Origin of the sequence: Mesorhizobium sp. M1182, from assembly GCF_040318335.1 — a bacterium.
Classification (GTDB): Bacteria; Pseudomonadota; Alphaproteobacteria; order Rhizobiales; family Rhizobiaceae; genus Mesorhizobium.
In genome coordinates this window covers 1-22,140 of sequence record NZ_JAMYMD010000050.1, presented here as the reverse complement: position 1 = coordinate 22,140, position 22,140 = coordinate 1, and the positions used below count along the sequence as shown (strand labels likewise).

Genomic DNA, 22,140 nt, shown 5'->3' with positions numbered 1-22,140 from the left:
AAAACATGACTGCCAAGAACAAGTTCCAACGCCATGCGATCGCCGTCCATCTGGCACAGCAGCTCGCCGGACCGGCGCGGGCAATCTCAGGATTTCAGGAGTTGCTGACCGAACAGGTGCAGGATCTCGGTCTGGTCCACATGACACCGGATCTGGAGAAGGTCAGCGCCGCTGCTTGCGAATTGAATGGCCTGATCGACAGCTTGATCTATGGCAAAGCCGACAATCAGAACCGGGCAGGGGTCGAGATCGAGGCGAAACTGCGCCACGACTTGCGAACGCCGCTCAACGCGATCATCGGCTATTCCGAAATGATTCGTGAAGAAGCCGAAGAATTGCACGAATACGCGCTGGAAGAGGATGTCAGGGTGATGCTCGCCGCGGCGGCCGAGTTGTTGGCGCATGTCGATGCAATCGCCGGCCTCTCGCGCGCACCCGACAGCGAGGAACCGCGGACCACGGATCAGGCTGAGATCGATGCGGCAGGACTCGAACGGGCACTGATCAAGACGGAGCACCCCGTAAGCTCCGGCTGTGGCCGCATACTTGTCGTCGACGACATCAGCAGTAACCGCGGTCTCCTCTCCCGCCGCTTGCAACGTGACGGTCATCAGGTAGTCTCTGCCGAGTCCGGTCTGTCAGCGCTGGCTCACCTTGCGGAACACGAGTTCGACCTGGTTCTGCTGGACCTCCTGATGCCGGACATGAACGGCATCGAGGTGCTCTCACGATTGAAAGCGGAGCGCCGATGGCGGCATATCCCTGTCATCATGATATCGGGGTTGGACGAAGTGGACGCAGTGGTCCGCTGCATCGAGGCGGGGGCCGACGATTACTTGCCTAAACCTTTCAATCCAGTCCTGCTGCGCGCCCGGATCAACTCGAGTTTGGAGAAGAAGCGTTGGCTTGACCGCGAGCACCAGTATCTTCAGCGGATCGAGGTGGAGAAGGGGCGGGCTGACTCGCTTCTTCATGCGATCCTGCCCGGTCAGATCGTGGCACGGCTGCATCGGGGCGAAGAGTTCATTGCCGACCGGTTCGATGAAGTGACCATTCTTTTTGCCGATATTGTCGGTTTCTCGAGCATAGCGGCAAGGTTGCCGCCGTCGGACCTGATCAAGCGCCTCGACAGGCTATTCGGCACGTTCGACGTCTTGGCGGAGAAGCATTCCGTCGAGAAAATCAAGACCATCGGAGACGCCTATATGGCTGCGAGCGGTGTTCCCGAACCGGCAGCTGACCATGCCGACAGGATCGTGGCACTCGGGAAATCCATGCTGGACGCGTTGAAGCCCTTAGCTTGGGGCAACGATAGTTTTCGGATCCGCATTGGCGTGCACACGGGACCGGTGACCGCGGGCCTGATCGGCCGGCATCGGTTCGTCTACGACCTCTGGGGCGAGACCGTGAATATTGCAAGCCGGCTCGAGTCCCAGGGCGTGGCCGACCGCATGCAAATCTCGGAGGCAACCAAGCAGGCCCTGCGCACCTCCTGGAAGCTCGAACCGCGCTGTAATCTAGAACTGGCAGGTGTCGGCAGGATCGAAACCTATCTCGTTCAACCTGATCGGAACAATGTCTGACTGCCCTTAGGGAAATTTCGCGAAGCGATGCTCTGTGCTCGGACCGCCGGCGCTCCGCAGCGTGGCATCGAAAGTGGCCCCTGGCCAGTGCAAGCACTGGGGTTAGCCCTGTGACGAGGGCTACATCGCCACACCTGCTACCCGAGATGAGATAGTGGGTTTGAGGAGCGCTACCGCCTTTCGGCTTCGGCTATTCCAACACGGCATGCGTTGACGGAAGGGAGAGTGTGAGTTTGAAGACGCAGACTTCTCAGTGGCACTCCGTCTGGCTTCAACCTGAAAATGTCTCAATCGATCAACGCTCAGCAGTGAGATTCGCGGCAAGTGGTCTCAAGACAGTCAACTGTCAGCGGCAAGCTGGGTCTCGAGATCGCCTTCTGAATTCGATATCAGGCGAGAGAACACTCGTTAGTCCGAATTGGCGGGCGCGGAGGAATACTGGTTTTTGCCTGTTGCCCTTGCTCGGCCCCGCCAATGCGATCCGTCGGGAAGTTTAGCCGATAATTCGCCTTGAGTCAGTGCGGCGACAAGTAGAGAGCAATCGAGTTCCTCAAGGAACGGAACCTTCAGGTCACTCTGAGCTGCCATCCGAAGCGATCTCAATCTTGCTGTCTTTTCGCTACGTTCGGCATGCTCAGCCTCGGCAATGACTTTCGCGGAGCGAATAAGCTTTCTATTTTCCAGCCAACACATGTGTTCGATCCTGCGAAATTTCTTCTTGGAGCTTGCCGCAGCTTTTCCGCGCGGATTTGCGCGACGATCAGCCCAGTCCGGATCCAATCCCGTTTTTCTGCTCGCCAAGCCTTCTCTGGCGCCAATACGTCGTCTTGCCCTCTCTCTTCGAGGTTGTCGCCCTTCATTGTAATGAATCCGGTTGATTGGTGATGGTGCCGCTCCCGCCACACGGTGCGGGCCGTCGGCTGGCAATAGCGGTCGGGCCTAATCGAAGTCTCGCAGACAGTTCCTATTCGCGCTAAATGACACGAAGGATCTTCAGCCCGGATAGAGCCTCGCTCACCGGAGGCCGCAGTTCTAGCTGTTGACGAACGCCATCAGCAATTCCGGTTCGGGTACGGGCGCCCGTACTACATTCAATTGACCTCGGTACCGGCGTTCGCCGGCCCCGATTACAAAGCCGCTGGCGATCGGTACTTCGCCGTTGGCGTCGAGTTGGGCAAAAATGTCGGCGACAGGGAGATCCAGCGCCAGCTTGAGATCTAGTCGTGCATCATTGTTTGGTCCGATCGGCAACTGACGCTTGACGAATTGCTGGAACGAAGCATTGAAAGTCAGGATCTTCTTCGATGACGCCAAGGCAAAAGCGGGCGAGGGGCAGGCAAGCAATATGGCATTGATCGTCCTGATCGATGCAAGCTTCCGCAGGGCCATGTTTTCATCCGCCAGCCCGTGTATGCAAGCCACCCGAATCGCCGATGTCAGGTTACCAGTCTTGGTCGGGCTGTCGGCGATCTCCTCGATCAGCATGCCGATTGTGCATTTCCTACTTTCAGCCATCTGCTTCAGAGATATCCAGAAAGCCTTTTCCAGACGAATGCCGCGGCGTATGCCGCCACGCGCGACGACCCGGAATTCCAGCCCGAAATCCTCTTTTGTGATCGTTAGAAGCAGCCGATCACGATTGATGGGAGGAGAGGTGGCGCTAGCGCTCACTCATGGTCTCCTGACGCGCCTTGTTGATCGGCTTTAAAAGGTAACTCAGAATCGCCTTGCGTCTTGATGTCTACTGAGCACATTATGCCCGGGATGGTTGAATAAGTCTCGCCATCCCTCGCGAGCGTCGATTTGTCCGCCGCGACACGAACCTGGTAAAAGGCTCCCCCGTTTTTCTGATCGACCAAACTGTCGGCGATCATGCTAGAGACCTTGCCTTCGATGCCGCCGAAGATCGAGAAGTCATAAGTGGTGACCTTTATCAGCGCCTCGCTGTCAGCCACGAGCAGCAGGCTGGACGAAGGCACCGACGTCCACCCGACAAAAACGACGAAAAGCGCTCCCAGAACGAATATGGACGCCGACGCTCAAAGCGGCGGACGATCTTCTCTGGCAAGCATTCTCCACGCCCCCTTACCCCGCTTCTAATCGATCTTGCGGTAATAGACCTTGCCGTCAGGCTGCTCTATGCGCCGGTAGGAGGAGCTTGGGGCAGGGGGCACCGCTGCTGCGATCTTCCTTTTGGGCGGGCGTGGTGCTTCGACGATACTGCGTTCGGTCGCTTCTTCACCATCGAGATCGCTGACCGGCTCCGCCGTGGCGCTGGTCGTCTCAACAAAAGGCTCCGCCACGGTAGAAACGTCGTCGTTGACCAGCGGCAAGTTCTGTTCTATCCGAGCAATGCTGCCGTTGATCTGGCTGAAGCTACCCTGCAGTTGATTGTCCAGTTTTTCGAACCGGCTTTGAAAGCCGTTATTGACCATGTCGAGCCGGGCCGCAATCCGTTGCTCGAACGATCCGAGCTGTTCCAGCCTCCCTTCGACAGAGCGCAGATCGTTGATGCCGCGGAAGAGATAGACCGCGGCTATTAAATTTGCGGCTGTGATCAGCAAGGTGCCTGCAGCAACAACCCCGATCATCCTGGCATTGCTCGGTTTCCCAGCGACAGCTTGCTCTATAGCTTGGGTCGCCGGCCCAATGCCGATCGCCGGCATGTCCGGGTCGCTAATCATCGTCATTGGACCACCACCTTTGCACCGACCGAGACGCGCCTGAAAAGATCGATCACATCGGTGTTGGTAAGACGAAAGCATCCCGATGTGCCGTCGAAGCCAACGCCTGAAGGGTCGTTGGTGCCGTGTATGCGATAAAGCGTGTCGTGCCCGTCTCGGGATAAGTAGAGCGCCCGTGCGCCGAGCGGATTGTAGGGACCGGCCGGCACCATCTCCGGCAGCTCCGGCTGGCGCGCGCGCATTTCTCTCGGTGGGCGCCATTCCGGCCATTCGGTCTTCGCCCCCACTTCCACGGTGCCGGTCCAGCCAAATCCGTCACGCCCGACGCTGATTTGATAGCGCAGCGCCTCACCCTCTCGGGTCACAAGATAGAGCGCCTTCTCCTGCTTGCGGATAATGATCGTGCCCGGCTGTTCCGCGGTTTGGAAAAAAACGAACTTGCGCAGGCTGGGGCCCATGGCTGGCAGCGGCGGCTGGTCCGATAGCCCGGATCGGGCATGGGCGCAGTCCCAGGACGATGCCGCCAATGCCAGGCCCATGATGCAGGCGCCCGCAAGCGTTGGAACGAAGCGATATCTACCGGGCAGTGTCATCGAGCCGCTCTTTGAACATCCGCTTCAGATCCTTGTTGAAGCGTGCCCGCCCGTCCACTTCGGAAGGCATGATGGCTCGGTTCAGCGCATCGGTCAGCAGCGCATTGTCCAAGGCAACCGATTTGATGTGCGGTGCCTTGAATATCTTTTCGAGTTCGCCGCGCGAAAAGTGATTGCCGAACCATTTGCTCTTGTGCTTGTTGGCGACCAGCGTGATGTTCACCGAATTGCCGCGCAAATCGCGGATCTTCTTGTAGAGCCGCTTGCCCTGCCGCAGCGAGGCGACGTTGAGCTCGAACACGATGAAGATCGCGTCGCTCGTGGAAAGCACAGGATTCTGCCAGGGAGTTTCGATGTTGGGCAGGTCGATGACGATGTCATCGAAGCGATAGGCGACGAGGTCCAGCAGCCGGAACACGAAATCTGCGCCCTGCGGCTCGAATGGCAGTTGCGGCCTTTCGAAGGCGTACAGCGTCAGGCCGGACGGGCGCGAGAGCTTGATGACATCCATCAGTTCGACATCGAGCCGTTCCGGCTGGCCGATGATGCCGGCAAGGTCGAACTGGTTGAAGAGGTTGAGATAGGCGCCACAATTGGCGCTTTGGAAATCGAGGTCGACGAGGCAGGTCGAAGCTGCACGTTCGGTGGATTTCGAGGCCAGGAACTCCGCCGCTGATAAAGCGAGCGTCGTAGCGCCGGCGCCGCCGCTAGCGCCGATAAAGGTGATGATGCGGCTCTTGGTGCCCTGGTTGCCGGTGTCGTGGAAGGTGACCGCGTTCAGAAGCTCCTTGGCATCAAGTGGTTTGTGCAGCCAGTCCGAGGCGTTCATTCGCACCAGGATGCGCGTCTGTTCAGAGGTCAGTTCGTCGGAAACCGCAATCAGCGGCACGGCCGCCCACAGGGCGCGCCCTTCGATAATGCCAGGCTTGCCAAGCAGCTCGCCATTGGCAAGGTCGAGGATTACGATGCCCGGCCGCGTGTCGGGGGTCGGGCCTTTGAGAAAATCATCCGTTTCGGAAATCCGGACGTCATAGATCGCCAGCGCATCGAGCCGCGTCGCCACGTCATGCTTGAACTGCGAATCAGACGAGAACAGGGCGACCTGCTTTCGTTTGGTTGGGAGAACCTTCGTGTTGATGGCGTTCATGGTGATGTGCTCTTCAGGTCTTCGCCCGTAACCGTGCTTAGCATGGACGGCATGGTGAGGTTCGCAAAGCCCATCAGCCCTTGCAGAAAGAAGAACTGAAAGGTCACGTTTTGAAGACTTACGGTGATTGTTGGCACCGGTCCGCCCAGCCGGGTCTGATAGCTCAAGCCAGTGGCGCTGTAGGTGACCACCACGTTATCGCGGCGCAAGCGCGGAAAGAAATGGCACATCCCCGGCCGTTGATTTGCTGCGAGTGGGGGACAGGCATCATCGTTGGTGTTTGCCGTGTCCCCGCGGAAGATACGGCTGAAGTTGGCGGCATTGAATGTGCCGCCGTTGGTGCAAGCTCCTGTGCCAGCAGTATATCTGCAGACGAAGGGGCCATATGCCGCGGCAACGACTGGCGCACCCGGCGTCGTCGTCGGCGCCGCAGTTGCAAGGGCCGTCGCAATTGGGTCTGAAATCGAGGCCAGCCGGGCGCCGAGTTGGACCGCCTTGGTAGCAGCGTTCCATTGGTAGAAGGCGTGACCGAAATCGATGAAACCGAGGACAAGGGCAAACAGCAGCGTCGAAACGATGGTCATTTCGACCATCGCCGCGCCGTCGTCCGAATCCGCAAAACGCTTGAACATGGTCAGAACCGGATCAGCCGCTCCTCGTGAGAGCCGTTCAACGTGATCGGGCCGATGCCGATGATCGATAGCATGCCGACCCCGCCGTACGCCAAGGTACCCGCAGCCCTGACGATACAGACCTGCGCGGTCGTTGATCGATATTGCGCGACGCCGGCAACCACAGCGTCATGGCAGGAACCGGAGGCGGCGATTGTCACCGTCACATTCGATTTCTGCCAGCCGGTGACGCGTGCACTGCCTGTTCCCGCGGCATTGCCGAACACAGCGATGTTTGCAGCGATGTCGGCGCAGTTGATCGCCGCAAGCCCGGCTTGTGTATACAATTGGCTGTTGCAGCGCGCGGCGAAGCGGCTTGCATCTGAAAGTCCGGCCTCCATCAAGAGTTTTTCGTGAATCAGATTGCCGAACTCGAACACGCCACCCGCCAAAATCAGCATCAGCGGCGTGATCAGCGTCATTTCGATGAGCACTGCACCGCGTTGATCGCATCGAAATCTATCGAGATGACGCAATAGCATTCCAATCATCGCCATCACCGGTAAAGCTGAGCTTCGTCGCGGAGGAAATTGTCTAGCGTGCCCTGGCCGCCACCCCCAGTAATGTCTACCAATTCAACCATCACGGATGCGTCTTCCGATGGCGACTTAACCGGTTCAGTCAGTAAAAAGCTTCCAAAAGCTTCCACCGGCAGATCCGTGCTGTGGCCTGACAGATCGCTGCCGGCAGCGCGGAGTGCATTGCAGTTCAGGATCGCACCGTAAATCAACCGACGGTCAACCGTCGTGACAGGGGGTTGGCAAGTTGCCGACGGGGTTCCGAACTCTCCACCAGTCGACGCCATGCCTACCAACCCGGCTGATATCTCGTAACGGTAGACCTGATAGCGCGTCGGCTTGGTCGTATTCCATGAAGATGGGTAGGCAGCGGAACCAAAGTTGGTGCTCCAGTAACCAGAGAAATTCCAATTTCCATCGCCCATTCGGCCGCCGAGGTATGGAGTGGTCGCGTCGCGTGGAAGGCCCATTGTTCCAGCTTGGGTGAATGAAAGTTGGTTCATGGAAGGACATTGGTTTGCGCTTCCTCGGGTCTTGATTGCCCCTTTGCGGACGTTCGCGGCTGGACCGTATTCAGCACTATTGAAATGGTTGCCGCTGGCTGCAATGCCGAAACGAACATTGAAGGCGTCTTGCACTGGGCCGGCGTTCTGGCCAGTTTTCGTGCTAACGTTGGCGGAACTGTAGCAACCAATCGGCCTTGATGTTGCAATCGTCTGAGCGAGGGCTTGAGCACCGTTCCCCACACCGGCCGGAGGTTCGAGGAAGCCGAAGTTACCAGGGCCAGCGGCAGCCCCATTTCCGACCTTCCTCAGTTCGATCAGTCGACGATGTACAGCCGGGTTGGAGACGGCCTGCTCAAGTGTGAATCCGCCCGCTGCATTCGTGCCGTTCACCGTCTCGTAAGGGTTGCACATAAAAACCGGCGTGAAATCGCACACGCCGGAAGTGAAGCCCGCCACAGCGACTGCGCCGACATTGAAATTGTTGCTGGCGCTGGATGACAAGAAGGAAGCCGGGAAGATTGCAGCAAACCCGACCGGGGCTACAGTGACTTCAACAAAACGGGCAAGTTTGGCGTCATTCAGCTCGTCGGTGATCACATTGGCCGGCACAATCGGGAGATTGTCGGTGGCCGGCAATGAGCGAAGATATCGGCGGGTCACTCCGGCGGAAGCGAGCGTTTGAGGAGGGCCGGCGGTCGAGAAGGTGTATCGATTGCGTACCAGCGTGGCGATCGCCCTATCAGCACGGCTGATGGAGTCCGACGTCCCATCCAGCTCAGCCGCGCCTGCCAGGGCAAACGCATCAGCCCCCTTCTGCAGATCGTTATGCAGATTGTTGAGCCGGCTCATGTCGATCACCAGCAGAGAAAATCCGATGATCGCCGGCAGCATGACGCTTACCAGTATCAGCGCTATTCCCCTCTGATCGTGCCAGAACGCGCGAATAATACGCAGCATGGCCTTGCTCTTTTTGCTCCTGGACGCCAGGATTCCTTGTTTACCTGACGCGCTGATCCTTCTGTTCAATCCGCCGTGTCTTGCGGCGTCCCGACATTGACCGTGATGGCCGGCGGCGGCGGTGGTGGCGGTGGGAACTTGTAACTCTGGGCAAGAGCAGCAGCGCGTGCGCCATCCCCTTCAATAGCGGTCTTTTTCGACGCCGGATTGAGCGGATCGACTGTCTGCAGAAGCGAATTGTATTTCTGGGTGTCGCCTGCGGCCAGTGTCACCGTGTCGTAGCGGTTTAGATAGTCGGCGCAGCCCGTCAGCCCGCTGGCACACAAAAGCATGATCAACATCCTATTTCTTGACATAGATCATTTTGTCCTTGGATTTCAGGTCGAGCATGTGGCCATAGGGGCCGACGACGCCTTCGCCCAGTTCATATTTGCGCACCATGTCCTTGGTTACTTCCAGTTGGCCGAGCACGAAAAATTCCGGGTCGTTGGCCGGCCGTGTCTTGTCGAATGGGGTCGCCAGTTGCTCGCCGGGTTTCACCGGGCGCACGATGTGCGGGGTGACGATGACGACCAGTTCGGTCTCTTCCTTCTGATTGCTTGAATTGTGGAACAGCGCGCCGACGATCGGCACTTGGCCCAGCCATGGCACCTGCCTCTGGATTTTGGTATTCTTGCTGGACAAGAGCCCGCCGACGGCGAAACTCTGGCCGTCGCGCAACTCGACGACGGTCGCCAGCTTGCGGGTGGTGAAGATCGGGTCGCCAGCCGGCGTGAAGCCGTTCAGGTCGCTTACCTCCGGCGCTAGCTTGATATGGATCTTGTCGTCGTTGAGCACGATCGGCGTGAACTGCAGATTCACGCCGAACTGCTTGTACACAATGTTGATCTGGCCGTCGCTGTCGAGGCTGCGGATGGGCACTTCACCGCCGGCGTTGAAGCTGGCCGGCTCGCCGGAAAGCGTGGTGAGATTGGGCTCGGCCAACATGCGCACGACACCCTTTGCCTCAAGCGCCTCGATGATCAGATCGACCTTGATGTTGCTGTCGATGACGCGAGTGATCAGCGCCGCGAACGGATTGGTGTTCGAGAGCAGGCCAGTGAGCAGACCGCCCGGTCCGAGCACAACGTTATCTTCATCGACGGCGGCAATGCCCGTTCCAGTTCGGGTCGTTCCGCTGTTGTTCGTGCTCCTGATCGACACACCAAGGTCGCGACCGGCATTGCGCTTGGCCTCGAGCACGCGCACTTCCAGATTCACTTGCTGGCTGTCATCAACGGTAACGGCATTGATAATCGCGTCGGGACCGTATTGCTGGGCCACTTCCAGGATCGACGCCAGCGTCGCGCCGTCTTTCACATGCCCGCCGAGCCGGACCTTGCCATTGACCGAGCCGATATCGATCCGCGATCTGGGCGCTACCTGCCGAATTGCTTGCGCCATATCGTTGACGTCGACGCCGACCTCGATCTGGATTACGCCAAGCGAGCGCTTGTCTTCGGAAAAGAGATTGACGGTTGTGGTACCGGCGCCCTTGGCAATGACGTAGAGCGTCTTGTCCGTCATCGGCTGGGCATCTGCGATCTTCTCGTCGGCGACGACGATATCGCCAAGAGTGGCATTCACCTCAATCGTCAGCGATTGCGACATGGGCAGGAAGACACGATGGACCTTGGGGTTCGACACGTCGATACGGCGATCGGCTGCCGTAGCCTCAAGGCCGATCGGCAGTAATATCACCGAACAGGCCAGCGCGGCGGCTGCCAGTGTTTCCCGGACCGTTCGCATCTACATTCCCCCCTTTGGCGGCTCTTCGGACGCTCTTTATCTCAACATACCAGAGTTATCTTTGTCGCGGTACGTCATATTTTTCGAGCTTCACGCCCCGAAAAACGCCGATAGTCGCACGGGCTGACGGCTCCGGCTGCACATATTTGATCACTTCCTTAACGACCTCTTGCGCTTCGGGTGCCGAGGTCACGGCCGGAGCAGGCTTTGCTTTGCTCAAGTCGTCGAGCCGGTTTCCGACCTGTTCGACGGCCCGAGTCAGGCCATTGATCTTGTCGTCCGCGCGCTTGCGCTCGGCTGCCGCAGCAGCATCGGCCGTCGCCTGCCTGGCGAGTTCGGCCTGCCTGGCTGCGACATCGGCCGGCGTTTCGCCGGTCAGGTCGGAAAGCGTGATGCGTTGGGTGATCTCGTCCTTGCCGGCGGCTGCCTGGCGAAGCGCGAGCGACAACTGGCCGGCGCCGGCGGCCAGCGTCAGCTTCTGGGCGTCCTTGGTGCTAGCCTCGACAGTCACCGATTTCACCACCGTCGGGCTGTCGGTGCTTTCATCGGCGACCTGGTCAACGGCGAGCACCTTCATGCTCTGCAACAGCACGTCGACGAAACTCTGGTCTGCATCTCCAGGGTTGCGCACGGTGCGCGTCAGGAGCACATCGACCCGATCACCTGGGAAAACGAATCCTGCGACGCCGAGCACATCGTTGACTCTGATGGAAACAGCTTTCATGCCTTCGCCGAGCACCGCCGAAAGCGTGGCGCGCTGGCCGGGGCCGGTAATCTTGGTGGCGAGAACGGGTTCATTGGCGCCGATCGCCTGCAGCGCCTGCTTTGTGCCTTCGCCAGCGAGTAGATCTTTTGTCGTCTTGAAAGCCCCGGCCGGAACCGCGCCCGCCGGCCATGTGATTTCACGCAGCTTGTCGGCCGACAGCGTGTCGCCGAATTTCAAAGATACGGCCGCCACCACGACGGTATCGCGCGGCACGTCCGTCTTCGCCATAGCGCTGCGTTGGCTGGTCAGCCAGATATTGGCGAGAACCACTGCGAGCACGCCGAATACGCCGGCGAGAACGATCATGATGACAGTGTTTGCACGCACTTTCTTTTCCCGCCAGACTCCGTTCACCCACCACCTGGATCGACGCCGGGGACCTCCCCGGCGTCGATGATAGGACTAAGCTATCACGGCAATAACGCGTAAAGCCCCGTCCATTGGGTGCTGACCCAGCCACCGACAAGAATGATCGTGGCGATCACCGCCACGGTGATGATGCCGAGCAGGATGGTATATTCGACCATGGCGGCGCCGTGTTCGTCGTCGCGGAACTGCCGGGTCATCGTCATGAGCTTTTTCATGCCAATTTCTCCCTTTGGAGGTTCAAACCCTGACGAGACGAGCCAAGGATGAAATCGCATACCTGAGCATCCTCCGTCGACCTAATCCTAGGGGCCGATAAAAAGCAGAGTCAAATATGTTAGTGGTTCTTTAACTTATTTATACCTGTGCTATGCCTGAAATGGTAATATCGTTTCGAGGTCTCTCTGCAGCAAGACGTTGATTCTGCCTGCTTTTCGCCCGTCTTTAACCATCCGTTCACAATTTCGCCGCGTCTGTGGCAGAAGCGAGGCGATATTAGCAGATAGGCATATGCCATTATATCCAAGGGCTTGCCAGAGCCCGTAAGGGCCATCGTGGCCAAAAAGACGCAGGGCGATGTTTTGGCAGGCCCTTGTATATTTACGGTCGGACGCCTCGTTCGAATAGATGAGATGTTTTTTCGACCTGGATGTTAAATATGCACGAAGTATTGAGTTCGGGAACGTGCTCGGTGCCTGCTGTCTTGCGGGTATTCCCCCCAAGGCGTGTCCAAAGGGGTAGCGCAAAATGCTGGGCCGATTCACGAAAGGGCCAAGCGAGCCGCGGGTCGAGCCGAAGCTTGATCCGATCGTGCCGGCAGTCCCCGTACTGTCCCGTTCTGCGGAATTCGAATCGCCGGGGGATGATTTCCTTACGCTCAAGGTCGAGCTCCACCGCCACTTGATTGATCGCTTCAACCTGACGGCCCTTGAAAGTGCGTCCAAGGAGGAAATCCTGAACGAGATCCGCCCCATCGTGCGGGAATTCGTTCGTGCTCGCAACGTGCCGCTTAACGCCCGCGAACTTGACCGATTGACCAGCGACACCGCTGACGAGATGCTCGGGCTGGGTCCGATCGAGCCTTTGCTCAAGGATGATTCGATTTCCGATATTCTGATCAACACCCACAAGCGAGTCTTCATCGAGCGGCGTGGAGTCATAGAGGAGACGGCGATCCGCTTTCGCGATGAAGCCCATCTGCTACGTGTCATCAACAAGATCGTCTCGGCTATCGGCCGGCGTGTCGATGAATCGGCGCCAATGGTCGATGCGCGGCTGGAAGATGGGTCGCGAGTCAATATAGCTGTGCGGCCGATCTCGGTGGATGGCCCGCTGGTCTCGATTCGCAAGTTCTCCAAGAACCCCTATTCGCTCGAACGTCTGATGGCGTTTAATTCGATCCGGCAACCGATGGTCGACCTGTTGCGCATTGCCGTGCAGGCCCGCAAGTCGATCCTGGTTTCGGGCGGCACAGGCAGCGGCAAGACGACCCTGCTCAATGCCCTGTCGAGCTACATCCCAGCCAGGGAGCGCCTGATCACCATCGAGGACGCAGCGGAACTGCAACTGCAGCAGCCGCATGTGGGCCGTCTCGAGACGCGTCCGCCCAATGTTGAGGGCAAGGGCGAAGTTCGCCAGCGCGAATTGCTAAAAAATGCGCTTCGCATGCGGCCGGACCGCATCATCGTCGGCGAGGTGCGCGGCGAGGAAGCCTTCGACATGCTGCAGGCTATGAACACCGGCCATGAAGGTTCAATGACCACCATTCATGCCAACACGCCCCGAGATGCGATATCGCGATTGGAACAGATGGTCGGTATGGCCGGCATGCCGATGAGCCACGATTCAATACGGGCTCAGATTGCCTCGGCCATCGACATCATTGTGCAGACGCAACGGCTTTCCGATGGTGGAAGGCGGGTTGTTTCCATATCAGAACTCACCGGTATGGAAGGCAATGTCGTACAGGTTCAGGAACTTTACCATTTCGTCCGCCGCGATGTGAATGCCGAGGGCCAGATCGTTGGTGAATTTCGGGCGACCGGCATTCGTCCGCGCTTTGCCCAGGAAGCGGCGACCCTTGGCCATCAGTTCGCCAAGGACGCGTTCAACCCACAGGTCCCGCTCTAATGTTGACCGGCCAGACATTGCTCTACTTCATCTATGTACTGGCGGCTGCGTCGCTCATCCTCGCGGCCGAGGCTCTGTATGTGACTTACTCCAAGCGGCGCTCAACGGTCAGCACGATCAACCGTCGACTGAAGCGGCTCGCCGACGACGCTCCGGCCGAACAGACCTTGCAGCGATTGCTGCAAGAACGTGGGCTTACCAGCTCGGGCGACTTTCTTTTCAATGCGGTCGGCCTGAACAGGCTGTACACGCAATCCGGCGTTACCGGAAATCCGCTGTCGTTCGTCGCGACATTTGCTCTCGGTGGACTGGCCCTGGCACTGGTATTTGCGTTCCTGCTGCACTTCTCCGCCGTGTTTTCGTTTATCATCTTTCTGCTCATCGTATTCCTCCTGCCGTTTCTGGTTCTCCGCCGCGCGCGCGCCAGGCGAATCCAGAAATTCGCGAAGCAATTGCCGGATGCCCTTGAGATGATCGTGCGTTCGCTGCGTGCCGGTCATCCGACTTCCGTGGCTATAAGCCTTGTTGCACGAGAAATGCCTGATCCGCTGGGCACCGAATTCGGCATTGTTTCCGACGAGATCACCTTTGGCCTCAGCCTTGAAAACGCGGTGCGAAAACTCTCGCAGCGCGTCGGTTTCGAAGGTCTGCATTTGCTGTCGGTGTCGCTGTCGATTCAGGCCAAGACCGGCGGCAACCTTACCGAAATTCTGTCGAATCTCTCAGTGGTGCTGCGCGAAAGGCAGAAACTCAGGTTGAAGATTCGGGCGCTCTCTGCCGAGGGGCGAATGTCCGCGTGGATCATTTCCCTGTTTCCTCTTTTGATGCTCGCCATCCTCACGGGCCTAGCCCCCAGCTACTACGGTGATGTATGGGGCAGCCCCTTGATCATGCCTGTGTTCTTGGTTTTCGGGTTCTGGGCGCTGCTCGGCGACTTCATCATGTACCGTATGGTCAATTTCGATTTTTGAGCGATCGGAGCTATAGAAGTTGTGACCCAGGATCTGAGCCTTCTGGTGTCCATCGCCGTCTTCCTGGCGGCCGTAGCGCTGTTTCTGGTGGGCGCGCTCGTCGTCTTGCCGGCGCTGCAGACGAGGAAACTGGTTGCGCAAAGCCTGCTGGCAGAGGGCATTCCCAACCGCCGCTCGCTTTTGGGCCAGGAAGAACTGGCCAAGATTTCAGCACAGCGGCCGGTCGACGCTTATTTCAGATCGATCGAAAAGGAACGTGACGAGCCAAGTGCGCTGGACGCAAAACTCTTTCGCGCCGGCTTCTATCAGTCAAGCGCGCCATTGATCTATACTCTGTCACGCCTTGGCGCGGTCTGTCTTGGCTTTTCCGTGACGTATGCGCTCCTGTCGCGGATGTTGCCACCCGAACTTCCCGGTCTTGTCGCCTTTGCAGGCTCTGCCCTGCTTGGGCTGGGATGCATCGTGATTCCGAGCATCGCTCTCGATCGGTTCGAAAAGGGACAAAAACAGATATATCGTCGCGGCTTTCCGGATTTCATGGACATGATGATCACCTGTGCCGATGCCGGCATGAGCCTCGAAGCGGCTGTCGAGCGTGTCGGCAGCGAACTGGCTGGCACCCATAGATGGCTCGGCATCCAACTCGCAATCATGAATCTTCAGTTGCGCGCGGGCAAGCCGTTGCGCGAGGCGCTGCGCGAATTATCCGACCGCGTTGGACTGGAGGAGGCGCGCGCGCTGGCTGTGCTGTTCCGTCAATCGGAAGAGCTCGGTACCAGTTTGACGGACGCCTTGCGCGTCTACAGCGACGAAATGCGGGGACAAAGAATTCTCTTCGCCGAGGAACGCGCCAATGCTTTGCCTGTCAAGATGATGATACCGCTGGGGCTATGCATCTTTCCTGTTGTGATGATGGTCGTGATGCTTCCGGTGATCATTCGAATGAAGGGCATTTTCTTCTAGACAGGGATGTGCTTTGGTCAGGGGACCGGATCGGCAAGATCCCTGGGGGATAAAATGAAAAGGCCAATGTGCCTCGTTGCCGCTGCCAGTTTGCTGGTTGTCGTGCTTTCCGGTTGTCAGTCGAATGCGACGGACCCAACGGGGGTCGTCCGGACTAACGAGCCGGCGAAAGTGGAGCTTACTGCCTTCGGCGATGCCTTCGACGGACTGAAGACGGTCAGCGACGTCGAATATTATGCCTCCGACCAAGCCGTTGCCGAAGCCAAGAACCAGTTCCGCTCGGAAAATTATGGCAATGCGGGCGCCCTGTTCTACAAGGCGACGCAACTCGCCCCCAACGACGGTGCCGCATGGCTGGGCCTCGCCGCCTGCAGCGACCGCATCCACCGCTTCGATCTCGCCGACAGGGCCTATGGCCAGGCCTTCCGGCTCATTGGGCCAACGCCCGAATATTACAACAATGTCGGCTATTCCTATCTGCTGCGCGGCAAGCTGCAGGACGCGCGCAGTAATTTCCTCAAAGCATACGAACTGGCTCCCAATGATCCGACCGTCGCCAACAATTTGCGACTCCTGTCGTCCAGCGTGAAGAATCTCGAACGGTAAGGCGCTAGCATGTTGCTTGCCGGAGCGCTGCTGATGAAGGGGCTAGCGGTTCCTTTGCTGGCAAGGATTGCATGGCTCGACTTCACGACCCAAAAAATATCTAACCGTGACGTGCTGCTGCTTTTGTGTCTTGGGCTGGGTTCGCTGCAGGTTATGTCGATCCTCAGCGGGTCGTGGTGGGACATGGGCCTGAGCGCGGTTGCCGGCCTACTGCTGTTCGTGGCGCTTTTCTTGTTGTGGGCCATGCGCAAGGTCGGCGCTGGCGATGTCAAACTGATGGCGGTGGTTTCGTTTCTGATCGGCGGCAGCGGGCTTCTGGTGTTTTCCGTGCTGTTGCTGGTCTTCGCGCTTGCGACCGCGTTAGTCGTGAAGAATCCCTTGATGCTGCCCGAAGGGGCCTTCCGCGTCTACGTTCAGCATCTGGACCGCAAAGGCGTCGTCCCCTTCGGCGTGCCGATCTCGATCGCTGCTATCTGCATGCTGGCGCTACAGATCTATGGCAACGCACGGTTCTAGTGGTTAAGATCTAACGATTGGTACCCGATCGTAAGCGCGGCCACATCGCGAGCGCCTCCGTCTTCCTATCGGAAGAAAGGTCTGACGCCATCTTGCCGCAAATGTTATATCTAGCGATCCGTCCTCGGTCGAAGAAGGATCGCATCAATGGACGATTGGAGAATCGGGAATATCTGGGTAACCAGAATTCTGGAGATGTGCGACCCTCTGCGGACGCCGTCGGAATGGTTCCCCGACTGCACCGACGAAGCACTCGAACCGCATCTTCATTGGCTCACGCCCCGATTGATATCGCCGGCAACCGGCCGGCTTATTCTTCCCATCCAGAGTTTTCTGGTTCGTACCGGCCACAACACCATTCTGGTCGACAGTTGCGTCGGCAACGACAAGACGTGCGCATACTTCCGGCATTGGCATCGCCGCAACGACGGCACCTTTTTGGCGCGCCTGGCGAATGCAGGTGTTGCTCCCGAGCAGATCGACTATGTGCTGTGCACCCATCTTCATATCGACCATTGCGGCTGGAACACACGATTGGTGGACGGGCGTTGGATACCGACATTCCCGAACGCCCGCTACATCATGGCGCGGCGCGAGTTCGAGGCCGCACAGGCCGCCTCCGGCGATGCCGACGAACGGACCTATGAGGACAATGTGCTGCCAATCGTCGAGGCTGGTCGGGCTGTGCTTGTCGATATGGATTATGAACTCGATGGCGAAGTGTGGCTGGAGCCGACGCCGGGCCACACCCCGGGGCACGTAGCCATCGGCCTGAGATCTCGAGGCGTAGGGGCAGTGTTTTCCGGCGATCTCATGCATTGGCCGATGCAATGCATATACCCCGACTGGAGCTTTCGGTACGACACGGACCCTGACCAGGCACGTCGGACGCGGTGGGCATTCCTGGAGGCTTGCTCGGACAATGGACGTATCGTCATGACATCGCATTTTCCCTTGCCGTCGGTGGGAACTATCTTGCGACGCCAGTCATCATTCTGGTTCGAGGATCATCAGCCGCCACAATCGCCGAGGACGCCGACCACGCGCTCGGACCCGAGGTGGCCGAGCGCGTGGTGGCGCTGACGCTTGTCAATCTGCCGGGCGAGACGACGCACTGGACCGCCGACATGATGGCGCAAGCGGCTGGCATCAGCGCAAGCGCTGTGCGTCGCATCTGGAAGGCGCACGGGCTGCAGCCCAACCGCTGGCGCCAGTTCAAGCTTTCCAACGATCCGCAGTTCGTCGATAAACTGCGCGACGTCGTCGGCCTCTATGTCGATCCGCCTGCTCACGCCATCGTGCTGTCGGTCGACGAGAAGAGCCAGATCCAGGCGCTCGACCGCACCCAACCCGGCCTGCCCATGAAGAAGGGTAGGCTCGGCACCATGACTCACGACTACAAGCGGAATGGCACGACCACACTGTTTGCCGCCCTCAACGTGCTCGACGGCTCCGTTATCGGCAAGAACATGCAGCGGCATCGCCATCAGGAATTCATCCGCTTTCTCAACGCCATCGAGGCGCAAATGCCGGCCAGCAAGGCCGTCCACGTCGTCCTCGACAACTACGCCGCTCACAAACACCCCAAGGTGCGGGCCTGGCTCGGCCGCCATCAGCGCTTCACCTTCCACTTCACACCGACCTCATGCTCGTGGCTCAACGCGGTCGAGGGCTTCTTCGCAAAACTGTCGAAGCGTCGCCTCAAACGAGGCGTCTTCCACTCCGTCGTCGACCTCCAGGCCGCAATCAACCGCTTCCTCGAAGAGCACAACCAGCAACCAAAGCCCTTCAGTTGGACCGCCGATCCCGACAAGATCATTGCCGCCGTCAAACGCGGGCACCAAGTGTTAGATTCCATCCACTAGGCGGGCTCTCAGCCTGACATGTTTGGCGCGCAAATTACCTTTTCAACTAATCTCCGAGAACCATTAGCTTGCGCTCAAGTTGGCGAAGTGCTTGGATTGCGTCTTGCCGGCGGGACGCCGTATGGACATTCTGAATATCAAAGCGCTCTTAATTGCGGTTCTGATCTTCGTTCCGATCGAATACCTGTTCGCTCTGCGCCCCCATCAAAAGATACTCAGGAAAGCCTTTTTCAACGATCTCATCTATGCGCTGTTTAATGGCATCCCGATAAGCCTTGGCCTGATCGCGGCTCTCACGCTAGCAACGAGTACGGTGGGGCGGCTGGTGCCGGCCTATGTCGGCAGCGCAGTATCATCGCAACCTGTTTGGCTCCAGGTATCAGAGATCATTGTCATTGCGGACGTTGGCTTTTACCTGGCCCACCGCACCTTTCACGCCGTTCCCTTTTTGTGGCGCTTCCATTCGATTCATCATAGCATTGAAGAACTGGACTGGTTGGCGGCGCACAGGATTCATCCTGTTGACCAGGCTCTGACAAAGAGCGCGTCGCTCGTGCCTGTATATCTGCTGGGTTTCAGCAGTCCGGCGATCGCCCTGTTTGCAATAATTTTTCACGTCCACGGACTTTTGCTGCACGCCAACGTCAGGCTGAACATCGGCCCGCTTCGGTGGTTGATCGCGTCACCCCAGTTCCATCATTGGCATCACGCTCACGAGCGCGCGGCATACGACAAGAACTTCGCAGGTCAACTTTCATTGATCGATGCGCTCCTCGGAACCATGTACCTGCCCGGTAACGCTGTCCCGGAGCGCTATGGCGTCGATGATCCGATTCCATCAACTTACGTCGAGCAACTCGCCTATCCAGTGATCCCGAAGGGCAGAATCAATGAAGCTCCCTCCACCAGAGATACGTGATTTCGTCGGGCGTGCAACGATGACACTCTACTTCACGTTCTGCGCGACTTTGAAGGCCGAAACGTTCTTGGTAGCTCTTGCCGGCGCAGAATGGACAGTGGCGTGGATTATCCATTTCACCGCAGATGTCGCCGCTGTCGGCTTTCTCGTGCTCATCGTTGGAATGACAGTGGCGCGTCTTCCGCCACTGGGAACAGCGCAGGGAATTGAACCGCGAATCTCCGCGCTCATCGGATGCTTTGCCACCGCAACTTTGATCGCGGTCCCTCGCATCCAGGCAGCTCCGCAGATCGAGTTTGTTGCGGACCTGACCACCATAGTTGGTTTCGCGCTTTGCATCTTGTGCCTGTGGTGGCTCGGCAGATCCTTCAGCATCACTGCGCAGGCCAGACGGCTCGTCACGGCAGGCCCTTACCAGATCGTGCGCCACCCGCTCTACGTCTGCGAAGCGATCGTCTTGGTCGGTATTCTTCTCGGCAATGCGACATGGGCGACCGTCGGAATCTGCGCCATTGCCCTCGCTTTCCAATATCGGCGGCTCGTAAACGAGGAGAGGGTCTTGCGAGCGGTGTTCCCCGAATACGATGCGTATGGGCAGACCACGCCAATGCTCATTCCATCTTTATCCTCATTGTACTGGTGGCAGTGACTGTGCCCCATGCTGATCCGCAGTCTACTCGAAATCACTTAGTAATTATTGCCTTGGCTACAGCTCTTTTCGGGTTGATCGACATTTTGTGGCTGCCATTTTCCACAGTCGATTTTTCATCGAGGAACTGGATTGACATAGGCAAGGTGGCCCTTGTCCTCAGTGCATCTTGGATGGCATCGGCAATTGCGCTCCACAGAGTGCGATCTGACACAAGCCCAATTGCGAGCGTAATCAAATATCTTTGTGGCTGCCTGAGAATTGTGGTCGTTTCCGCAGCAGCTTTCATTCCGCTCGCCATCACCACGACCGTCTTCATGTACCTGGCGTCGGCCACCTCAAGGCCTCTGGCGGACCCGGTTCTAGCTTCTATCGATTCCGCCCTCGGTTTCGACTGGCAGTGGTTCCTCGCGACGACCAACAAGCCAATTACAGCATCCGTCCTGGTTTTTGCTTATCACGCCCTCGCGTTCCAAATGCCGTTCGTTCTGTTAATCCTCGCGGTGACAAACCAAGGAGAACGAGCACTGGAGTTTGTCGCTCTTCTAGCGGTTGCTTCGGTTTTCACGGGCGCAATGATGGCTTTGGCCCCAGCAGAAGGCGCTTATGCCTATTTCAAGCCGGCGCCGGGGCAATTTTCGAACTTCACCACTGATGCCGGAATGTGGCACCATCAAGTGCTTATGGCGCTGCGATCAGGCGAGCCGTTTGATCTGATTATGGCCAAAGGCACAGGGCTCGTCACGTTCCCGTCGTTCCACACGGCACTTGGATTGGCAGTGGTCTATGCCGCGCGGACCATCCGGCCACTTTTTATCGTGTTGGCCACGGTGAATGCCGCCATGATCGTGGCCACTCTGCCTGAAGGCGGTCATCATTTAATAGATGTAATCGCCGGCGTAGTCATCGGCATTCTCTCCATCATTGCAGTCAAGATGCCAAGCTATGTACGCGGAAAGGCCGACGGCGTTGCGAGATCAGCCGTGGGATCGGACGCGGACCACTGAGTTGGCCAGGGCCGTTGCCCTTCAGCTGCCTGGCAATGTCGTGGCGGCGGTGAGACACGGGGAGGAGGACCGCCGCCCTGCGGCCGCATCTGCATACACAGGAAGACGATCAACATCTCCACCGTGCTCGCCGGCCAGAGGCTCGGAATCACGAAGTCGACGACGGCATTAGGCTCGTCTCCTTCATGCATTATGATCTCAGATATATCGACTTGGAACAGAGGACCTTGCAGACCTACGACAACCCGTTCGGCACGAGGGTGTCACCCATGTCTTAGGTACAACTGTTACCCATGTCTCCGGGCCGCACAGTTTGAAGATGGGAAGGCCGCTACATCGCAAGACGCCCCCATTGAGGAGGCATTCTTTTGCTATCGTCGCCAAGCGGCCTGACAGCAAATCGAGATCGAGCACCACGAACTCGGAAGCGAGTCGGGACGATGATGGACTGAGCGGAAACAAATAATTAGCGAGCGATGTGCACATGCCGTGCACACGGGTTTGCACCTTTTCTTTTGTTTCTGTTTCGTCGAAACACCGAGCCAAAGCGTGATGAGCACTCGACGATTACCGCAGTAGTGCCCCGTCACAGCCGCATGGCCAATTGACCACGCAGCACCACTTCATAGTGCGACGGCGAGTAAACTTGTCCGGGGCGTGTGCAGGGAGGGCGCAACCAGCGGGGCTTGGCGCATTCGCTAAATTGTAAGCCTCTCCTCGGCGCACCTGCATCTGGTGCGAACAGAAAGGAGAAAACATGTCACGATCAGACACCTTCCCTCTCCGTCTGCTCAAGACGGAGGAGGCCGCCAAACTTGTCGGCCTTTCCCCCGGACGCTTGAAAAGCATCGATAGTGTGCTGAAGGTTCTGCAAAAAGTTTTGGAGAGAGAACGGGGCTTGCTCTGAGGGGCGAGCGGCCATGGCACGGTGGTGA

General features: G+C 58.2%; 24 protein-coding genes and 2 pseudogenes. 12 read left to right on the top strand and 14 right to left on the bottom strand.

Going from position 1 to position 22,140, the window contains the following annotated elements:
• The first annotated feature begins 5 nt into the window (after positions 1 to 5).
• Entirely contained in the window at positions 6 to 1,583 is a 1,578-nt protein-coding gene (locus tag NKH33_RS31165; protein WP_352923234.1) for an adenylate/guanylate cyclase domain-containing protein, read from the top strand.
• A 408-nt stretch (positions 1,584 to 1,991) separates the two neighbouring features.
• On the opposite strand, the gene NKH33_RS31160 is transcribed toward NKH33_RS31165, so the two are convergent.
• From NKH33_RS31160 to NKH33_RS31100, 13 genes are all read right to left on the bottom strand, one after another.
• Positions 1,992 to 2,363, bottom strand: a complete 372-nt coding sequence (locus tag NKH33_RS31160; RefSeq protein ID WP_352923232.1) for a hypothetical protein — start codon at positions 2,361 to 2,363, stop codon at positions 1,992 to 1,994.
• 252 nt (positions 2,364 to 2,615) lie between these two features.
• Entirely contained in the window at positions 2,616 to 3,254 is a 639-nt protein-coding gene (locus NKH33_RS31155) for a ribbon-helix-helix domain-containing protein (protein WP_352542689.1), read from the bottom strand.
• Positions 3,251 to 3,562 (bottom strand): beta-barrel domain-containing protein, encoded by a 312-nt coding sequence (locus NKH33_RS31150; RefSeq protein ID WP_352542688.1) that lies wholly within the window; start codon positions 3,560 to 3,562, stop codon positions 3,251 to 3,253. The genes NKH33_RS31155 and NKH33_RS31150 overlap by 4 nt, the downstream gene beginning before the upstream one ends.
• Positions 3,563 to 3,679: 117 nt before the next feature.
• Positions 3,680 to 4,273, bottom strand: coding sequence for a hypothetical protein (locus NKH33_RS31145; protein ID WP_352542687.1), 594 nt, complete (start codon positions 4,271 to 4,273; stop codon positions 3,680 to 3,682).
• Positions 4,270 to 4,860, bottom strand: a complete 591-nt coding sequence (locus tag NKH33_RS31140) for a L,D-transpeptidase (protein ID WP_352473004.1) — start codon at positions 4,858 to 4,860, stop codon at positions 4,270 to 4,272. Before NKH33_RS31140 ends, NKH33_RS31145 begins: the two co-directional genes overlap by 4 nt.
• A complete protein-coding gene (locus tag NKH33_RS31135; protein WP_352542686.1) occupies positions 4,844 to 6,007 on the bottom strand; it encodes a CpaE/TadZ family protein in 1,164 nt (387 codons plus the stop codon). Before NKH33_RS31135 ends, NKH33_RS31140 begins: the two co-directional genes overlap by 17 nt.
• Complete coding sequence (locus tag NKH33_RS31130) at positions 6,004 to 6,639, bottom strand: TadE/TadG family type IV pilus assembly protein (protein WP_352473002.1); 636 nt, start codon at positions 6,637 to 6,639, stop codon at positions 6,004 to 6,006. Before NKH33_RS31130 ends, NKH33_RS31135 begins: the two co-directional genes overlap by 4 nt.
• A gap of 2 nt (positions 6,640 to 6,641) precedes the next feature.
• Positions 6,642 to 7,160 (bottom strand): TadE/TadG family type IV pilus assembly protein, encoded by a 519-nt coding sequence (locus NKH33_RS31125; RefSeq protein WP_352542698.1) that lies wholly within the window; start codon positions 7,158 to 7,160, stop codon positions 6,642 to 6,644.
• A gap of 14 nt (positions 7,161 to 7,174) precedes the next feature.
• Positions 7,175 to 8,728, bottom strand: coding sequence for a TadE/TadG family type IV pilus assembly protein (locus NKH33_RS31120; RefSeq protein ID WP_352542685.1), 1,554 nt, complete (start codon positions 8,726 to 8,728; stop codon positions 7,175 to 7,177).
• Positions 8,725 to 8,991, bottom strand: coding sequence for a hypothetical protein (locus tag NKH33_RS31115; protein ID WP_352542684.1), 267 nt, complete (start codon positions 8,989 to 8,991; stop codon positions 8,725 to 8,727). The genes NKH33_RS31120 and NKH33_RS31115 overlap by 4 nt, the downstream gene beginning before the upstream one ends.
• A 10-nt stretch (positions 8,992 to 9,001) precedes the next feature.
• Positions 9,002 to 10,447 carry a type II and III secretion system protein family protein gene (locus tag NKH33_RS31110; RefSeq protein ID WP_352542683.1) on the bottom strand — a complete coding sequence of 482 codons (1,446 nt, stop codon included), beginning with the start codon at positions 10,445 to 10,447 and terminating at the stop codon, positions 9,002 to 9,004.
• Between the two features lie 55 nt (positions 10,448 to 10,502).
• Positions 10,503 to 11,540, bottom strand: a complete 1,038-nt coding sequence (gene cpaB, locus NKH33_RS31105; protein WP_352502861.1) for a Flp pilus assembly protein CpaB — start codon at positions 11,538 to 11,540, stop codon at positions 10,503 to 10,505.
• 83 nt (positions 11,541 to 11,623) lie between these two features.
• Complete coding sequence (locus tag NKH33_RS31100; RefSeq protein ID WP_352472996.1) at positions 11,624 to 11,797, bottom strand: Flp family type IVb pilin; 174 nt, start codon at positions 11,795 to 11,797, stop codon at positions 11,624 to 11,626.
• Positions 11,798 to 12,326: 529 nt separating this feature from the next.
• On the opposite strand from NKH33_RS31100, the gene NKH33_RS31095 reads away from it, so the two are divergent.
• The 9 genes and pseudogenes from NKH33_RS31095 (at position 12,327) to NKH33_RS31055 (ending at position 20,198) form a co-directional block, all read left to right on the top strand.
• On the top strand, positions 12,327 to 13,709 hold the full coding sequence (locus NKH33_RS31095) for a TadA family conjugal transfer-associated ATPase (protein WP_352542682.1): 1,383 nt from the start codon (positions 12,327 to 12,329) through the stop codon (positions 13,707 to 13,709).
• Positions 13,709 to 14,680 carry a type II secretion system F family protein gene (locus NKH33_RS31090; protein ID WP_352542681.1) on the top strand — a complete coding sequence of 324 codons (972 nt, stop codon included), beginning with the start codon at positions 13,709 to 13,711 and terminating at the stop codon, positions 14,678 to 14,680. Before NKH33_RS31095 ends, NKH33_RS31090 begins: the two co-directional genes overlap by 1 nt.
• A 45-nt stretch (positions 14,681 to 14,725) precedes the next feature.
• Complete coding sequence (locus NKH33_RS31085) at positions 14,726 to 15,643, top strand: type II secretion system F family protein (RefSeq protein WP_502898822.1); 918 nt, start codon at positions 14,726 to 14,728, stop codon at positions 15,641 to 15,643.
• 54 nt (positions 15,644 to 15,697) lie between these two features.
• Complete coding sequence (locus tag NKH33_RS31080; RefSeq protein WP_353045347.1) at positions 15,698 to 16,249, top strand: tetratricopeptide repeat protein; 552 nt, start codon at positions 15,698 to 15,700, stop codon at positions 16,247 to 16,249.
• A 9-nt stretch (positions 16,250 to 16,258) separates the two neighbouring features.
• Entirely contained in the window at positions 16,259 to 16,765 is a 507-nt protein-coding gene (locus tag NKH33_RS31075) for a prepilin peptidase (protein WP_352542679.1), read from the top strand.
• Between the two features lie 147 nt (positions 16,766 to 16,912).
• The gene (locus tag NKH33_RS31070) at positions 16,913 to 17,848 is read left to right on the top strand and encodes an MBL fold metallo-hydrolase (RefSeq protein ID WP_352542678.1); all 936 of its coding nucleotides are present in this window, start codon (positions 16,913 to 16,915) and stop codon (positions 17,846 to 17,848) included.
• Positions 17,812 to 18,630, top strand: a pseudogene (locus tag NKH33_RS31065) (IS630 family transposase); the annotation flags it as partial. The gene NKH33_RS31070 and the pseudogene NKH33_RS31065, both read left to right, overlap by 37 nt.
• A gap of 121 nt (positions 18,631 to 18,751) precedes the next feature.
• The gene (locus tag NKH33_RS31060) at positions 18,752 to 19,549 is read left to right on the top strand and encodes a sterol desaturase family protein (RefSeq protein ID WP_352542677.1); all 798 of its coding nucleotides are present in this window, start codon (positions 18,752 to 18,754) and stop codon (positions 19,547 to 19,549) included.
• A 19-nt stretch (positions 19,550 to 19,568) separates the two neighbouring features.
• Positions 19,569 to 20,198: a methyltransferase family protein gene (locus NKH33_RS31055; RefSeq protein WP_352542676.1), complete on the top strand. Its 630-nt coding sequence runs from the start codon at positions 19,569 to 19,571 to the stop codon at positions 20,196 to 20,198.
• A gap of 34 nt (positions 20,199 to 20,232) precedes the next feature.
• On the opposite strand, the gene NKH33_RS31050 is transcribed toward NKH33_RS31055, so the two are convergent.
• A complete protein-coding gene (locus NKH33_RS31050; RefSeq protein WP_352542675.1) occupies positions 20,233 to 20,517 on the bottom strand; it encodes a hypothetical protein in 285 nt (94 codons plus the stop codon).
• Here NKH33_RS31050 and NKH33_RS31045 point away from each other — a divergent pair.
• Positions 20,516 to 21,205: a phosphatase PAP2 family protein gene (locus tag NKH33_RS31045; protein ID WP_352542674.1), complete on the top strand. Its 690-nt coding sequence runs from the start codon at positions 20,516 to 20,518 to the stop codon at positions 21,203 to 21,205. The two genes, NKH33_RS31050 and NKH33_RS31045, sit on opposite strands and share 2 nt — an antisense overlap.
• Positions 21,206 to 21,283: 78 nt before the next feature.
• Positions 21,284 to 21,483, top strand: a pseudogene (locus NKH33_RS33365) (hypothetical protein); the annotation flags it as partial.
• Positions 21,484 to 22,140 lie beyond the last annotated feature (657 nt).

Coding starts and splice junctions, on each gene's coding strand:
- NKH33_RS31165 (WP_352923234.1), top strand. CDS start 6: ATGACTGCCAAGAACAAGTTCCAACGCCATGCGATCGCCGTCCATCTG.
- NKH33_RS31145 (WP_352542687.1), bottom strand. CDS start 4,273: ATGACGATGATTAGCGACCCGGACATGCCGGCGATCGGCATTGGGCCG.
- NKH33_RS31140 (WP_352473004.1), bottom strand. CDS start 4,860: ATGACACTGCCCGGTAGATATCGCTTCGTTCCAACGCTTGCGGGCGCC.
- NKH33_RS31135 (WP_352542686.1), bottom strand. CDS start 6,007: ATGAACGCCATCAACACGAAGGTTCTCCCAACCAAACGAAAGCAGGTC.
- NKH33_RS31130 (WP_352473002.1), bottom strand. CDS start 6,639: ATGTTCAAGCGTTTTGCGGATTCGGACGACGGCGCGGCGATGGTCGAA.
- NKH33_RS31125 (WP_352542698.1), bottom strand. CDS start 7,160: ATGCTATTGCGTCATCTCGATAGATTTCGATGCGATCAACGCGGTGCA.
- NKH33_RS31115 (WP_352542684.1), bottom strand. CDS start 8,991: ATGCTTTTGTGTGCCAGCGGGCTGACGGGCTGCGCCGACTATCTAAAC.
- NKH33_RS31110 (WP_352542683.1), bottom strand. CDS start 10,447: ATGCGAACGGTCCGGGAAACACTGGCAGCCGCCGCGCTGGCCTGTTCG.
- NKH33_RS31100 (WP_352472996.1), bottom strand. CDS start 11,797: ATGAAAAAGCTCATGACGATGACCCGGCAGTTCCGCGACGACGAACAC.
- NKH33_RS31095 (WP_352542682.1), top strand. CDS start 12,327: ATGCTGGGCCGATTCACGAAAGGGCCAAGCGAGCCGCGGGTCGAGCCG.
- NKH33_RS31090 (WP_352542681.1), top strand. CDS start 13,709: ATGTTGACCGGCCAGACATTGCTCTACTTCATCTATGTACTGGCGGCT.
- NKH33_RS31080 (WP_353045347.1), top strand. CDS start 15,698: ATGAAAAGGCCAATGTGCCTCGTTGCCGCTGCCAGTTTGCTGGTTGTC.
- NKH33_RS31075 (WP_352542679.1), top strand. CDS start 16,259: ATGTTGCTTGCCGGAGCGCTGCTGATGAAGGGGCTAGCGGTTCCTTTG.
- NKH33_RS31070 (WP_352542678.1), top strand. CDS start 16,913: ATGGACGATTGGAGAATCGGGAATATCTGGGTAACCAGAATTCTGGAG.
- NKH33_RS31060 (WP_352542677.1), top strand. CDS start 18,752: ATGGACATTCTGAATATCAAAGCGCTCTTAATTGCGGTTCTGATCTTC.
- NKH33_RS31055 (WP_352542676.1), top strand. CDS start 19,569: ATGACACTCTACTTCACGTTCTGCGCGACTTTGAAGGCCGAAACGTTC.
- NKH33_RS31045 (WP_352542674.1), top strand. CDS start 20,516: ATGTACCTGGCGTCGGCCACCTCAAGGCCTCTGGCGGACCCGGTTCTA.
- NKH33_RS31050 (WP_352542675.1), bottom strand. CDS start 20,517: ATGAAGACGGTCGTGGTGATGGCGAGCGGAATGAAAGCTGCTGCGGAA.